The organism is Amycolatopsis sp. NPDC041971 (genome assembly GCF_055588925.1).
The window spans coordinates 226,486-240,580 of record NZ_JBVJCE010000016.1; the positions used below are offsets into that span (position 1 = coordinate 226,486).

At 67.0% G+C, this 14,095-nt stretch carries 15 protein-coding genes and 2 pseudogenes; 16 read left to right on the forward strand and 1 reads right to left on the reverse strand.

Annotation, left to right across the window (positions count from 1 at the left end; all coding sequences use genetic code 11):
• The first annotated feature begins 120 nt into the window (after nucleotides 1-120).
• The 13 genes from ACZ6DT_RS29025 to ACZ6DT_RS29085 are packed head-to-tail and all read left to right on the forward strand — an operon-like array spanning nucleotide 121 to nucleotide 12,019.
• Nucleotides 121-609 carry a cupin domain-containing protein gene (locus tag ACZ6DT_RS29025; protein ID WP_465601094.1) on the forward strand — a complete coding sequence of 163 codons (489 nt, stop codon included), beginning with the start codon at nucleotides 121-123 and terminating at the stop codon, nucleotides 607-609.
• Nucleotides 606-932 carry a hypothetical protein gene (locus ACZ6DT_RS29030; protein ID WP_465601097.1) on the forward strand — a complete coding sequence of 109 codons (327 nt, stop codon included), beginning with the start codon at nucleotides 606-608 and terminating at the stop codon, nucleotides 930-932. The genes ACZ6DT_RS29025 and ACZ6DT_RS29030 overlap by 4 nt, the downstream gene beginning before the upstream one ends.
• Complete coding sequence (locus ACZ6DT_RS29035; protein WP_465601099.1) at nucleotides 929-1,330, forward strand: cupin domain-containing protein; 402 nt, start codon at nucleotides 929-931, stop codon at nucleotides 1,328-1,330. The genes ACZ6DT_RS29030 and ACZ6DT_RS29035 overlap by 4 nt, the downstream gene beginning before the upstream one ends.
• Nucleotides 1,323-2,042 (forward strand): cupin domain-containing protein, encoded by a 720-nt coding sequence (locus tag ACZ6DT_RS29040; RefSeq protein WP_465601102.1) that lies wholly within the window; start codon nucleotides 1,323-1,325, stop codon nucleotides 2,040-2,042. Before ACZ6DT_RS29035 ends, ACZ6DT_RS29040 begins: the two co-directional genes overlap by 8 nt.
• The gene (locus ACZ6DT_RS29045) at nucleotides 2,039-2,425 is read left to right on the forward strand and encodes a cupin domain-containing protein (RefSeq protein WP_465601104.1); all 387 of its coding nucleotides are present in this window, start codon (nucleotides 2,039-2,041) and stop codon (nucleotides 2,423-2,425) included. Before ACZ6DT_RS29040 ends, ACZ6DT_RS29045 begins: the two co-directional genes overlap by 4 nt.
• Nucleotides 2,426-2,444: 19 nt before the next feature.
• Complete coding sequence (locus ACZ6DT_RS29050; RefSeq protein WP_465601107.1) at nucleotides 2,445-3,962, forward strand: GMC oxidoreductase; 1,518 nt, start codon at nucleotides 2,445-2,447, stop codon at nucleotides 3,960-3,962.
• Nucleotides 3,931-5,166 (forward strand): DegT/DnrJ/EryC1/StrS family aminotransferase, encoded by a 1,236-nt coding sequence (locus ACZ6DT_RS29055; RefSeq protein WP_465601109.1) that lies wholly within the window; start codon nucleotides 3,931-3,933, stop codon nucleotides 5,164-5,166. Before ACZ6DT_RS29050 ends, ACZ6DT_RS29055 begins: the two co-directional genes overlap by 32 nt.
• Entirely contained in the window at nucleotides 5,163-6,686 is a 1,524-nt protein-coding gene (locus tag ACZ6DT_RS29060; RefSeq protein ID WP_465601113.1) for an iron-containing alcohol dehydrogenase, read from the forward strand. The genes ACZ6DT_RS29055 and ACZ6DT_RS29060 overlap by 4 nt, the downstream gene beginning before the upstream one ends.
• The gene (locus ACZ6DT_RS29065) at nucleotides 6,683-7,243 is read left to right on the forward strand and encodes a VOC family protein (RefSeq protein ID WP_465601116.1); all 561 of its coding nucleotides are present in this window, start codon (nucleotides 6,683-6,685) and stop codon (nucleotides 7,241-7,243) included. Before ACZ6DT_RS29060 ends, ACZ6DT_RS29065 begins: the two co-directional genes overlap by 4 nt.
• The gene (locus ACZ6DT_RS29070) at nucleotides 7,240-7,734 is read left to right on the forward strand and encodes a quercetin 2,3-dioxygenase (protein ID WP_465601118.1); all 495 of its coding nucleotides are present in this window, start codon (nucleotides 7,240-7,242) and stop codon (nucleotides 7,732-7,734) included. The genes ACZ6DT_RS29065 and ACZ6DT_RS29070 overlap by 4 nt, the downstream gene beginning before the upstream one ends.
• Before the next feature lie 45 nt (nucleotides 7,735-7,779).
• Nucleotides 7,780-9,444 (forward strand): FAD-binding oxidoreductase, encoded by a 1,665-nt coding sequence (locus tag ACZ6DT_RS29075; RefSeq protein ID WP_465601121.1) that lies wholly within the window; start codon nucleotides 7,780-7,782, stop codon nucleotides 9,442-9,444.
• Nucleotides 9,441-11,141 (forward strand): CocE/NonD family hydrolase, encoded by a 1,701-nt coding sequence (locus tag ACZ6DT_RS29080; protein ID WP_465601124.1) that lies wholly within the window; start codon nucleotides 9,441-9,443, stop codon nucleotides 11,139-11,141. Before ACZ6DT_RS29075 ends, ACZ6DT_RS29080 begins: the two co-directional genes overlap by 4 nt.
• Entirely contained in the window at nucleotides 11,138-12,019 is an 882-nt protein-coding gene (locus ACZ6DT_RS29085) for an arylamine N-acetyltransferase family protein (protein ID WP_465601127.1), read from the forward strand. The genes ACZ6DT_RS29080 and ACZ6DT_RS29085 overlap by 4 nt, the downstream gene beginning before the upstream one ends.
• 331 nt (nucleotides 12,020-12,350) lie before the next feature.
• On the opposite strand, the gene ACZ6DT_RS29090 is transcribed toward ACZ6DT_RS29085, so the two are convergent.
• The gene (locus tag ACZ6DT_RS29090; RefSeq protein ID WP_465601130.1) at nucleotides 12,351-12,620 is read right to left on the reverse strand and encodes a hypothetical protein; all 270 of its coding nucleotides are present in this window, start codon (nucleotides 12,618-12,620) and stop codon (nucleotides 12,351-12,353) included.
• A gap of 140 nt (nucleotides 12,621-12,760) precedes the next feature.
• On the opposite strand from ACZ6DT_RS29090, the pseudogene ACZ6DT_RS29095 reads away from it, so the two are divergent.
• The 3 genes and pseudogenes from ACZ6DT_RS29095 to ACZ6DT_RS29105 all read left to right on the forward strand — a co-directional run.
• A pseudogene (locus ACZ6DT_RS29095) lies at nucleotides 12,761-13,451 on the forward strand (ISL3 family transposase); the annotation flags it as partial.
• Between the two features lie 11 nt (nucleotides 13,452-13,462).
• Nucleotides 13,463-13,636 (forward strand): annotated as a pseudogene (locus ACZ6DT_RS29100) (transposase); the annotation flags it as partial.
• A 48-nt stretch (nucleotides 13,637-13,684) separates the two neighbouring features.
• Nucleotides 13,685-13,975, forward strand: a complete 291-nt coding sequence (locus tag ACZ6DT_RS29105; RefSeq protein ID WP_465601132.1) for a transposase — start codon at nucleotides 13,685-13,687, stop codon at nucleotides 13,973-13,975.
• The last annotated feature ends 120 nt before the right edge of the window (nucleotides 13,976-14,095 follow it).

Genomic DNA, 14,095 nt, shown 5'->3' on the forward strand with positions numbered 1-14,095 from the left:
AACTGGTTCCGGTCGTCTCTTATAGACATTCGCTAGCCGTTGACCTAGTCTCGGTGTCACTGGCATTCCAACTTATCTTGCCTGCTGATCAAATTTGGATCTTATCATCTGTTTCGTCGAGTGACGGTGTCCGCTCTGAATACAGGTGGCCGGCTCGTGCATTTCGACAGCTCGATGATTCGAAGGAGAGGTATGGCCGAACACGTGGTGATCGCGAATACCGACGAGATCTCGGTGGTCTACGGCGTTCACGGCACGGATGGCGCGTCCGAATGGAAATGCTTCGCCCGGCGCGACAACCTGTTCGGGGCGTGGGAGGCGATCGAATGGGCCGCGCTTCCGCCGGGCGGGATCAGTGGTGCCCACATCCATACCCGCACTGAGGAGCTGTACTTCATCATCTCCGGTACCGGGGTCATGCTCCTTGACGGTCACGAACACCCGGTCAAGGGTGGTGACCTGATCCTGAACGGCCTCGGTACCCGGCACGGCCTGCGGAACGCGGGCGATGACCGGTTGGAGTGGCTGGTCATCGAAGTGGTGGGACCGCCGATGGCGGCCGTCTATTCCACTCATCAGAAACAGATCGACATGGGGGGACAACGATGAGCAACGCCGTAGTGATCAATCTTCGTGAAGTGCGGGAGATCGACGCCGGGAACTTTCTCAGCGGCCCGCTCGGGCGCATTCGCCTGCCGCAGCTCCAACCCGGTCAGCAGGAGACGCTGATCGCCGAGGACCAGGAACACACCCTGTTCACCGTGCGGGGTGACGGGCACGCGATCTCCGGATCGGCGACCGTCCCGCTGCGCTCCGGAGTGGCACTCACCCTGCCGCTGGGCAGCAAGGTCACCGTGGAAGCGGGTGGCGACGGGCTCGAGCTGTTCATCGCCAGTCTCGCCACACCGCAGGCCGCTGGGGCGGCCCAGTGATCGTCACCCATGCCGAAGGTCTGAGCTCGGCAACGGACGACAGCGCCTGGCGCTGTCTGGCACGTCGCGGCATGCTGCACAGCGAATGTGAGGCCATCGACTACCTCCGGCTGCCGCCGGGCGCCGTGCGGGACGGGCGGGGCCGCGCGGGCGTCGAAGCGGTCTGGTTCGTCCTCAGTGGACAGGGACAGTTCGTCGACGGTGCGGACCGGTCCCTTCCCCTGCGTACCGGGGATCTGCTGTTCTCGTCCGACGGGACTGGCGGGTCGGTGCGCAACGATTCCCATGGTCAGCTCGAACTGCTCTCGTTCGCGTTGCTGCCCGTCGCGGTGACCGCCAGGCTGCCTGCCCGGATCCCGACGGCACCGTGGCTGCTGGTCGGAGACGGGCATGAGTGACCGGCTGGTGGTCACCACCCTGGACGAACCGTCCGAGGTCTACGAGATGCACGGCGGCGAACGGGTCGCCCGGTGGAAGTGTCTCGCCAGGCGGAACAATCTGTTCGGGCCGTGGGAGGCGGTGGAACGCTCCACGCTGCCGCCGGGCGCGGCCAGCGGCGTGCACCTGCACAGCCGGACCGAGCAGTTCGATTACGTCGTGGCCGGCTCCGGGGTGATGACGATCAACGGCACGGACCACGAGGTCGCCGCCGGTGACCTGATCACGACCTGCCTCGGCACCCGGCACGGCATCCGCAACACCGGCGCCGATGACCTGGTCTGGCTGGTCATCGAGGTGTCCGGCCCGGGAATGGCCGACGGTGTACCGCGGCGGGAGGCCGACGGTGTCCGCGCCGAGGTGATCGGCCTCCGCGAGGCCCGCGACATCGACGCGCTGGACTACCTCGCCGGACCGTTGCGCAGGGCTCGGCTGGTGCGGCTCGATCCGGCCGGGACCGAGTCCTTGGTGGCCAAGGAGCAGGAGCACGTGCTGTACACCCTGGCCGGGACCGGGACCGCGACGACGAGATCCACCACCGTTCCGTTGCGTGACGGAGTGTCGGTGGGGGTGCCTTTCCTCGGTGCGGTCACGATCGAGGGCGGCCCGGACGGACTGGAGTTCTTTGTGGTGAGTCTTGCCGTCCCGGCGAGCGCGGGCGGTGCGAAATGATCGTTTCCAGCACGCATGACGGTCTCACCCAGACCTTCGACAGCGGCTCCGGCAACGCTTCGTGGCGGTGTCTCGGACGCCGGGGGATGTTGTTCAGCGAGTGCGAATCCTTCGACTACGTCCGACTCGCACCCGGATCCGTTCTCGACGAACGCGGCCGCGGCGACATCGAGGAAGCGTGGTTCGTCCTGCGGGGCAACGGCGAGTTCCTCGAGGACGGGAAAGATCCGCTGCCCGTCCACGAAGGCCGGCTGGTTCTCCTCTCCCATGCCACGGGTGGCCGGTGGCGCGCTCCCGAGGGCTCCCCACTGGAACTGCTGGTGCTGGCACTGATGCCCGCTTCCGTGAGCAGGCGGCTCCCGCCCCGCACGCCTTCCGACTGACCCGAGAAAGGAGGAACAGGTGAACCATGAACGCACCGAGGTCGATGTCCTCGTCGTGGGTTCCGGCCCGGTGGGTGCCACGTTCGCGCGCACACTCGTCGATGGCGGCCGCGACGTCATGATGGTCGACGCCGGGCCACAGTTGTCCAGCCGCCCCGGCGAGCACCTGAAGAACCATCTCGCCTACCAGCACAGCCACGACCGGTTCGGCACGCTGATCCGCGGGCATTTGCACCCGTTGTCGCGTCTCGCCCCCGCCGCGGACCGGTCCGACCGGCTGATCAGTTTGGACGCGGGCGTCGCCACCTACGCGGTGGGTGGCATGGCCACGCACTGGACGGGAGTGACTCCCCGGCACCACCCGGACGTCGAGCGGTCGGACGCCATCCCGGCCGCCGAATGGGACGCACTCTACGGCGACGCCGAGGCGCTGCTCAACACGCGCACCGACCTCACCGAGGACGCGATCTCCCATCGGCTCGTGCTGGACGCGCTCGCCACCGAGTACGCGGAACTGCCCGGCCCGTACGGCGTCCAGCCACTCCCGATGGCGGCACAACGCCGCACGGACAACCCCCGGCTGGTGCGCTGGACGGGGGTGGACACCATCCTCGGCCCGCTCGCGGACGGCGAAACCGACGGGTTCCGCCTGCACGAACAGCATCAGTGCACCCGGCTCGTCCCGGCGTCGGACGGCTCGCGGATCGAATACGCCGAAATCATCGACCACGCCAACTGGCGGACCCTCGAAGTCGAGGCGAGTACCTATGTCGTCGCCTGCGGGGCCGTGCTCACCCCGCAGTTGCTCCACGCCTCCGGCATCCGCCCGCCGTCGCTCGGCCGCTACCTCACCGAGCAGCCGGTCGCCTTCTGTCAGGTCCTGTTCGGGGACGACCTGGTGAAGCGCGCCACGAGGCCGATCCCGCCGGACGACCTCGACCCGAACGTGTGGATCCCGGTATCGCGGGATCGCCCGTGGCACTGCCAGATCCACCGCGATCTGCCCTACGACGACATGGTCACCGATCCGGAGGTCGACAGTCGGCTGGTGGTCGATCTGCGTTGGTTCGGGCTCGCCGATCCGAGGCAGGAGAACCGGATGCGGTTCTCCGACACCGCCAAGGACGCCTGGGGTATGCCGGAGGTGGGTTTCGAGTTCTCGCTCAGCGAGGACGATCGCACGCGGCAGCACCGGATGATGGCGGATCTGCGCCGGGCGGCCGCCGCGCTCGGGCCGTACCTGCCCGGATCCGAACCGCGATTCATCCTTCCCACCCTGCCGTTGCACATCGCGGGGACCGTCCGGATGGGAACCGACCCGGACACCAGCGTGGTCGATCCCGATTCCAGGCTCTGGGGGATCGAGAACCTCTACCTCGGCGGGAACGGCCTCATCCCGACGGGCACCGCGAGCAACCCGACGCTGACCAGCGTGGCGATGGCGCTGCGGGCAGCGCACGGAATTCTCCGCTCCGGAAACCAACCTTCGGCAGAAAGGCACGCGCATGAGCGGCCCGGGATACTTGTTCCTCGGTGACGAAGAGAAAGCGCTGGTCAATCGGGCGCTGGACGCATGGCAGCTGAACCGGTACCGATTCGACGAATCGGCCGAACCGTCCATGGTCTACACCTTGGAGCGCGAGTTCGAGCAGCGCACGGGTACCCCCCACTGCCTCGCTGTCAACAGTTGCACGTCCGCGTTGCTCACCGCGCTGGTGGCACTCGGCGTCGGTCCCGGTGACGAGGTGATCGTCCCCGGCTACACCTTCATCGCCTCTATCGCCGCGATCGTCCACCGGGGCGCCGTTCCCGTCCTGGCCGAGATCGACGAGTCCCTCACTCTCGACCCGGAGGACGTGAAGCGCCGGATCACTCCCGCGACGAAGGCCATTGTCGCGGTGCACATGCTCGGCGCTCCTGCCGCGATGGACGAACTGCGGCGGATCGCCGATGAGCACGGGCTTTTCCTGATCGAGGACGCCGCCCAGGCCGCTGGCGGCCAGTACCGAAACCGCGCGCTGGGTACCATCGGGGACGCGGGGGCGTTCTCGCTCAATCTGTTTAAGATCATCACCAGCGGCGACGGCGGCCTGCTCACGATCGCGGACGACAAGGCATACGAACGCGCGTTCGCGTTTCACGACCACGGGTTCAAGCCGCTGCGTCAGGGTATCGCCGACGCCGACTCGCTGTTCGGGATGAACCTGCGGATGCACGAACTCAGCGGTGCCGTGGCACTCGGCCAGCTCCGCAAGATCGACGACATTTTGGGGACACTCCGCAAGCAGAAGACGGCGCTCGTGGAGGCGATCGGCGACCTGCCGGGGGTGACGCGCCGACGCGTCAACGACCCGGACGGGGAATGCTTCTCCTTCCTGGTCCTGCAGTTCGAGTCCGTCGAGACGGCGCGTGCGGTGGCGGGCCTGCTCGGCTCGTCCACGCTCATCGACTCGGGTCGCCACTATTACGGGAACATGCCCCAGCTACTCGGGCGCCGGACGCCCACCGCGTCGGACCACCCCTTCGCGTGTTCCGCCCATCCCACCGACCGGCGGTACGAGCCGAACATGCTTCCCCGAACCGATGACATCCTCGGCCGGTCGATCGCGGTGTCGGTCGGGGTCGACGACGCCTATATCGGTTCCGGATTCGGCATCAAGCCGTTCTCGCCGTCGGATGAGATCGCGACCGTGGCCGATGCCGTGCGGTCGGCCGTGAACGAAGTGGCCGCGAAGAAATGAACAGACCTGCGGTCGAATCCGCGCTGACGGGAACACCCGCCCCGGCCCGCCGGTGGAGAGTCCAGGCCGAACAGTCCGTCGACTATGAGGTCCTGATGACGGACGGCGTGCTCGATCCGTCCAACCCGGCGTTGGTGGAGGCGGGAACCACCCTTCGCACCGACCAGATCCGCCGATTCATCGTGATCGACGCGACTGTGCACGAACTCTACGGCGACGCCCTCCGCAAGTACTTGGAGCACCACAACTGTCAGTACCGCCTGTGCGTCCTGTCGGCCTCGGAAGAGGCGAAGACGATGGAGTCGGTGTTCACCGTGGTGAAGGGGCTCGACTCGTTCGGCATTTCCCGCAGGCACGAGCCGATCATCGCCATCGGTGGCGGAGTCCTGCTGGACATCGTGGGCCTGGCCGCCGGCATGTACCGGCGCAGCACCCCCTACGTCCGGGTCCCCACCTCCCTGATCGGGCTGGTCGACGCCGGAGTCGGCATCAAGACCGGGGTGAACTTCGGCGATCACAAGAACCGGGTCGGCACGTACTTCGCGCCGACCGTCGCGTTGCTGGACCGCGGTTTTCTCGCCACGCTGGAAGACCGGCACATCAGCAACGGCCTCGCGGAGATCCTCAAGATCGCGCTGATCAAGGACGCGACGTTGTTCCGGCTGTTGGAGGAACACGCCGAGCTACTGCTCGCCGAACGGCTCACCGGCCAGACACAGACCGGCGACGTCGTGGCGAGGGAGGTCTTCAGCCGCGCGGTGGGCGGCATGCTGGAGGAGCTGGAACCGAACCTGTGGGAGAAGGAGCTGGAGCGGCTGGTGGACTACGGCCACTCGTTCAGCCCCACCTTGGAGATGCGGGCCCTTCCCGCCCTTCTGCACGGTGAGGCCGTCACTGTCGACATGGCACTCACCACGGTGCTGGCCGAGGCACGCGGCCTGGTGTCCACGCAGGATCGCGAACGGATCATCGGCCTGATGCGCAGGCTCCGCTTGCCCGTCTGGCACCCGTTGCTAGAACCCGGGCTGCTGGAACCCGCGTTGCGGGAAACCACGCGGCACCGCGACGGGTTGCAACGGATGCCGATCCCGGTGGGCATCGGCGGTGCCTGCTTCCTCCACGACCTGACCGCCGCCGAGCTCGGTCGCGCGGCCGAGCTCCTGCGCGAACTGGACGAGGACCTGGTCATCACCGATGTCAACGACGGGTCCGAGGCCGAGGGGAACCGGGTGATCCGCCAGGACGGGATGAGCCGCACCTGGGAGGTCATCACCTGGTCGTCGCTGGCACCGGGCGCCAGCAGAGAAAAGGACGCGCAGACCGGTACGGACAGGTTCTGCTTCGTTCTCGCCGGCGCGGGCGAACTGCACGTCGACGACGTCACGCACGAGATGTGCCCCGGTTACCTGGTAGCCACCCGGGCCGGAGCCGTGCACCGGTTCGTGAATCCGGGCACGGAAAACCTGAGCTGGCTGGTGATCGAGGTGTCCGGCACACCGGCGAGGGAAGGTGTCGCGTGACCGCGCGCCGCGGCATCCCCGGGGCGACCGGGGTGCACCACGTCGCCTACACGGTGCCCGACCTGGATCAGGCAGTCGAGTTCTTCACCGAGGTCATCGGCGCGGAGCCGGCTTATATCCAGGGGCCGGTGAAGGACAGCGAGGGTGACTGGATGACCCGCAAGCTCGCCGTGGACGCCAGGGCCACTGCCCGGGTCGCGATGTTGCGGCTGGGCCCCGTGACCAACCTGGAGCTTTTCGAGTACACCGCACCGGAGCAGCGGAAGCAGATTCCCCGCAACAGTGACTGGGGCGGTCACCATCTGGCCATCCACGTCACGGACGTCGACGCCGCCGCGGCGTATTTGCGTGCCCAGCCGGACGTCCAGGTCCTCGGTGACCCGGAGACCATCACCGACGGTCCCATCGCCGGCGACCGCTGGGTGTACTTCGTGACGCCGTGGGGGATGCAGATGGAATTGATCAACCTTCCCGCGGGGACGCCGTACGAGCAGCAGACGGATGTACGGCTGTATCTGCCGGAATTGCCCTGGTCCTCTTACCGAGGAGTGTCATGAGCCAGCGAGCGGATGATTCCCCCGTGCAGCAGACGCTTGTCCCGGCAGGGGAGGGGGAAACGATCTGGTTCGACGGCAACGTCTACACCGTCAAGATCAGCGGCGACGCGACCAACGGCCGGCTGTCGGTTCTGGAATCCTCGATCCCACCGGGAAACGGCCCGCCGCTGCACGTGCACACCGAGTCGGACGAAGCGTTCTACGTGCTGTCCGGCCAGCTGGAATTCCAGGTCGACGACGAGAAGTTCATCGGCAAGGCGGGGGATTACGTCTTCGTCCCCCACGGAACTCCGCACTGTTTCAAGAACGTCGGCATGCACGTCGCTCATACGATCTTCGCCTACACCCCTTCCGGGTTCGAGAAATTCTTCCTGGAGTCGGGTGAACCGGCCGTGCCGAACCAGCCGATTCCGCAGTGGGGTCCCGAGGAGTTCGAACGGGCGGTGGCGATCGCCCCGCGTTTCGGGTGGGAGGGACCGAAGACCAAATAGGAGCGGCCTCACGTTCACCTTTCCAGCGAAAAGGAAGTCAGTACGATGACCGACAAGCACATCGGACATAATCGGCGTAGTTTCCTGGTCGGTACCGGCGCGGCAGCGGTGGCCGTCGGGTTGCCACAGGCCGCGGCCGCGGCCACCGATGCCCCGGCCGACCGGCAGACCGGCTCCGTGGTGGTCCGGCCCGCCGATGCGAGATATCAGGACTTGGTCCGGGGCACGAACCAGCGGTGGGTCGGCAACCCGGAGAGAGTGCACGTGGCCCGGTCGACCGCGGACGTGGTCGCCGCCGTGCAGCTCGCGGTCGACCAGGGGAAGCGGCTGACCGTGCAGGGCGGCGGACATTGCTACGAGGACTTCGTCTTCAACTCGGACGTCCAGGTGGTGATCAACCTGTCCGAGCTCGACCAGGTCGCGTTCGACCCCGCGATGCGCGCGTTCTCGGTCGGCGGAGGCGCGACTCTGCTGGACGTCTACGAGAAGCTGTACCGGATCTGGGGCGTGACCATCCCGGCGGGCCAGTGCGCCACGGTCGGCGTCGGCGGGCACATCAGTGGTGGCGGGTGGGGCGTCCTGTGCCGGGAACTCGGCTTGAGTGTCGACCACCTGTACGCCGTCGAAGTCGTCCGGGTCGACGTCAACGGCAAGGCGCGTGCGGTCATCGCGACCTCGGACGCCGGAGACGTGAACCGGGAGCTGTGGTGGGCGAATACCGGTGGCGGCGGCGGAAACTTCGGTGTGGTCACCCGGTATTGGTTCCGGACCAAGGACGCGACCGGCGCCGACCCGGTCGGACTGCTGCCCCGCCCGCCTGCCGAAGTGCTGCTCGCGGCGATCTCGTGGCCATGGGAAACGTTGACGGAGAAGGACTTCGCCACCATCGCCGCCAACTTCGGTGACTGGCACGTGCGGCATGCGGCGCCGGGAAAACCGGAGAGCGCCTTGTTCAGCTACCTCAACCTCAATCACCAGTCCAACGGGCAAATCGGGCTGCTGACGCAGGTGTCCGGTAACGCGAAGAATCCCGAGAAGCTGTACGCGGACTTCCTCGCCGACGTCACCCGCGGGGTGACCCTGCGGCATGGACCGTTGACCAATGCGATGGGTGAGTTCGCTCCCGCACCGGAATTCGAGGTACCGCAACGCTTGCCGTGGCTGCAGGCGACCAAGTACCTCGGTGCGGCCAACCCGATCCTCGCCGACCCGACGTTACGCGGCGACTTCAAGTCGGCCTTCAACCGTGCTCGTTACACCGATCAGCAGATCGCCGGGTGGTACAAGCACCTGACTCGAACGGACTTCCACAACCCTCGGGCGCAACTCATGGTCAGCAGCTACGGCGGCAAGATCAACTCGGTCGGCCGGAGCGACACCGCGTTCGCGCACCGCGACTCGGCGTTCAAGGTCCTGTACCTGTCCTACTGGAACGACAAGGCGGACGACGCCGCGAACATCCGCTGGTTGAGGGACTTCTACTACGAGTCCTATGGCGCGACCGGTGGCGTCCCGGTTCCCGACGCGGTCACCGACGGCTGTTACCTCAACTACCCCGACATCGATCTGAACGACCCGGCGTACAACCGGTCCGGCGTCCCGTGGCACACGTTGTACTACACGGACAACTACCGCAGGTTGCAGGCCGCGAAGGCGGCATACGACCCTCGTAACGTGTTTCGGCACAGCCAGTCGGTCCGGTTGCCGTGAAGGCCACCGCGGACGTCGTGGTAGAGCGTGGCGTCGCCGTTCCCATGCGGGACGGCACCGTACTGCGGGCGGATGTCCACCGCCCGCGGCACGGTGGTCCGTATCCCGTGCTGGTGCAGCGGACGCCGTACGGCAAGGAGGTCGCGCAGACCGTCGTGTACCGGCATCCGTCCTGGTACGCCAGACGCGGGTACATCGTCGTCGTCCAGGACACCAGAGGCCGGTTCGGCTCGGGGGGCGTGTTCGACCCGTTCCGGCATGAGGCGGCGGACGGGGCGGACACGGTTCGCTGGGCGGCCAGGCTCGCCGGCGGTACCGGACAGGTCGCGACGTACGGTTTCTCGTATGCCGGTGCGGCGCAACTCCTCGCCGCGGCCGAACAGCCGGACGGACTGGTGTGCACGGCGCCGGGGTTCACCTCCAGCGACTTCTACGAGGGCTGGACCTACACCGGAGGTGCGCTCAACCTCGCCTTCGTGTTGTCGTGGACCTTGCAGATGCTCGGTGCCCAGGACGCGGTACGCGACGGCAGGCACGCGGACGCACTGGCCGTTGCCAAGGCCGCGGGAGAACTGCCGGGTGCGTTCGGACGGCGACCGCTCGCGGAGTTCGAGGAGCTGCGCAAGGCAGGCATCGGCTACTTCTTCGACTGGCTGGAGCACGACACCTGGGACGAGTACTGGCAAGCGGTCTCGGTGCGTGCGCGCTACGACCGGATGACCGTGCCACAACTGCACTTCGGTGGCTGGTACGACACCTTCGTCGAAGGCACGCTGGAGAACTACGCGCGGTTGGCCGAGCAGGGCGCGGTACAGCGGCTGGTCATCGGGCCATGGGCGCACGTGCCGTGGTCCGCGACCACCGGCCGGAGCGACTTCGGTGAAGAGGCGCACAACACCATGGACCTCGCCCAGTTGGAGTGGTTCGAGCATTGGCTCTCCGGCCGGGACGATGAGCCGGACAGCCCGCCGGTCAAGCTGTTTGTGATGGGGGCCAACAGATGGCGGGAGGCGGCCGCGTGGCCACCGCCGGGTACCCGGGAGCAGCGATGGTTCCTGCACTCCGGCGCGAACCGCGGGCACGGCGCGAATTCGGTGTCCGGGGACGGTATGCTCGACCGGCACAACCCTGGCGACGAACAGCCGGACGTGTTCGTGTCGATTCCGGCCATTCCGGTGCCCAGCCTCGGCGGGCGGGCGTCGGCCGACGCGGCGATCGTCCCGGTGGGACCGGTCGATCAGCGGCCGGTCGAGGCCCGCAACGACGTGCTGGTGTACACCACGGCTCCGGTGACCGAGCCCTTCGAGGTGATCGGCACCGTCTGGCTGACGTTGTACGCGGCCATCGACACCCCGGACGCGGACTGGATGGTCAAACTGGTGGACGTCTTCCCCGACGGCACCGCCGTGAACCTGTGCGACGGCGCACTGCGCGCCCGGTTCAGCCCGGACGGACCGGTCAAGGTGGACGAGGTGCACAACTACCGGATCAAGGTGGGTTCGACCGCCGCACTGGTGGCGCCCGGCCACCGGCTCCGCCTCGAAATCGCCGGCAGCAGCTTCCCCCTCTACGACGTCAACCCCAACACCGGCACCAGGCCGTCCGACGCGAGCGCGTTCGAAGGTCGTCCGGCGTCCCAAACGGTCTTCCACGACAGCGTCCGCGCCTCACACCTGACCCTTCCTGTGTCTTCATGAGTGCCCGTGACGCCGTAGTCGAAGGGCGGTTTCCGGTCACCGACCCGGTGGCCCGCTTCGACACCACCGCCTTCGACCTGGACGCCTATCTGGGACGGATCGGCCACCCGCGCGCCGAGCCGTCCGCGAAGACGCTGCGCTCGCTGCACGCCGCGCATGTCCGGGCCATCCCGTTCGAGAACATCGACGTGGTGCTGCGACGGCACCGCGGCATCGAACTGAGGGCCATCATGGACAAGCTAGTCCGTCGGAACCGCGGCGGCTACTGCTACGAGCACAGCCTGCTGTTCGCCGCGGCGCTAGAGGAGCTCGGTTTCGCCGTGCGGCGCAGCTTCGCCAGGGTGCGGCCGGACCGGGCGAATGGTTCGTACACCCACATGCTGGTGGTGGTGCCCGTCGACGGCGTCGAGTATCTGGCGGACGTCGGCTTCGGCGCCTGGGTGCTGCACCCGACCCCGCTGATCGACGGCGCCGAGGTGGACCAGGCGGGCTGGCGGCACCGGATCCGCCAGGAAGACGGTCAATGGCTGTTCGAGAAACGCGCAGCCGAAGGCTGGGACACGCTGCACGCCACCCTCGGTTTGCCCGCCAGACAGGTCGACTACGAGGTGTTCCACCATTACACCTCCACCCACCCTCGCTCGCCGTTCACCGGCCAGCTGGTAGTGATGCGGTTGGCCGAGGGGGTGGGGCGGAAGTTCGTCGGACGCCGGCTCGTCACCGAGTACGCCGATGGTAGTCTCGAGACCACTGAGATCACCGCCGACCGGCTCGCCGACACCCTGCGCGCGCTGGACGTCGAGCTGACCTCGGCCGAGCTGTCCGCGGTGCACGAGTTCTACGAGTCCACAAAGGATGCCCAACTCGAACAACTGTGAGGAGTCACGCGACACCCGCTTGGCTCAGCACTCGCCCGAGAAAACCTCGCAGGTAGCCTGCGACGACGTCCAAGTGGCTCTCCGCCCGGAACCAGACACGCCCGCTCCCGTGTATTTGAGTGTGGAGGATTGGGGACATTGGGCGTCCCGAAACCTCCACACTTACAAGGTGCCGGTCGCGGACTCGGTCATCGAAACCAATGCTCGCTCGACCAGACACGCCACCTTCGCCTTTCCCTCAATAGAAGCGTGCAGGGGCTCAGGGCGGGGTTTGAGCGTCGTGGAGACGATGGCGGACTTCGGCGGCCTTGTGTAGGTAACCGGTGTCGTCCTACAGGTCTCTGGCATGGCGGCGCAGGAGCAGGCCGCCTTCGGCGTGGCCGAGGCCGAGGTGGGCAGCGCTGAGGCTGTCGCGGCTGGTGACCACCACCATGCAGCCCGCGGCGCCGGGCAGGAGTGGCCGGATCTGCTCGGCGCTGTGGGCGCTGTCCAGCACGAGTAGTACCCGCTTGTCCGCCAGCAGTGCTGCCTGGGCATCGATGTCGGCAAGGATCGTTGATCCTGCCCACGCTCGAGCGGACAACCGTCCCCGTCTCCACACCCGGCGCCGGGAAGCGACACGTCCCTGAACCTCAGGACCTCAGGCCCGCAACCGTATGCGCCGCAACTTCCCTGTCGGCCCAGGAGCCTCGGCGGTGCTGATCACGGGTCCTTCCGGACGTGTGCAAGCTCGAGGCTTGAGTCGGGCTGCTGGACTGCTCACGCCGTCTCGGTCTGGCGCTGAACACAGTCAAGCGTTACGCCCGCGTGGCGACACCGGAGCGCATCCAGCGAGTCCCCAAGTACCGGGCCTGCATGGTCGACCCGTACCGGGACCACCTACGCGCCCGCCGTGAACAGGAGCCGGGTGTGGGGGCAACCGCGCTGCTGGGCGAAATTCGCGTTCTGGGCTACAACGGTAGCCAGAATCTCCTTGTGCGGTACCTGAACCAGGGGCGGCACCTCGACGAGCGTCCGCACCTCTCGCCACGTCGGGCCGCCCGGCTGCTGCTGACCCGGCCCGAGAATCTCACCGGACGGCAACGCGAACGTCTCGAAAATCTTGCCGCGGCATGCCCCGAAATGGCGGCGCTGGCCAAGGTTGTGCGGTCCTTCGCTGCACCTGCTCGCTCCCAGCAAGGACAACTCTGCCCGGCTGGCGGTATGGACCACCGGCGCACGCGAGGCGGATCTACCCCACGTGCACTCCTTCGCCCGAGGCATCGAGCAGGACATCGACGCCGTCACAGCTGCGATCACACTCGATCACCACAATGGGCGAACTGAAGGCGTGAACACCAAAACGAAGCTCCTCAAGCGGCAGATGTACGGAAGAGCCGGAATCGCTCTTCTAAGCCACCGCATCCTCCTCGGACAGCACCACCGAAAGTAGGTCAGAGCCCGGCGATCGGTGTCACGCTGGAGGGTCGCCGGGATGTGCTCGGGCTGTGGGCCGGCCAGGGTGGCGAGGGCGCGAAGTTCTGGATGCAAGTGTTGGTGGACATGAAGAACCGTGGTCTGGGCGATGTGTTCTTCGTGGTCTGCGACGGACTGAAAGGTGAGCTTCCCCCGGTTGTCCGGACACCTCACCTGAGGTGACCGCCGGTCACCAGGGAGGATGTTCTCGTGCCTGCACCACATCCGCCTGAGTTTCGTCAGCGTGCCGTCGAGCTGGCCCGTCTGGGCGACAAACCGGTCGACGCGCTGGCGAAAGATCTCGGGATCAGCGAGTCCTGCCTGCGGAACTGGATGGCCCAGGCCGACACGGATGAGACCGGCTCGGCGACGAAGCTGACCAGCACGGAGAAAAGAGAACTCGCCGAGCTGCGCCGCAAGAACCGGCAGCTGGAGCTGGAGAATGAGATCCTGAAACGCGCGGCCGCGTACTTCGCGCGGGAGAACATCCTCCCAAAGTAACGTTCCCGCTGGTCCACGAACTCGCCGCGGACGGTATCGACGTCGCGGTGGCCTGCCGGGTGTTGAACGTATCCCGCTCCGGCTATGAAGAATGGCGCGGTCGACCGGCCTCGACGAGAG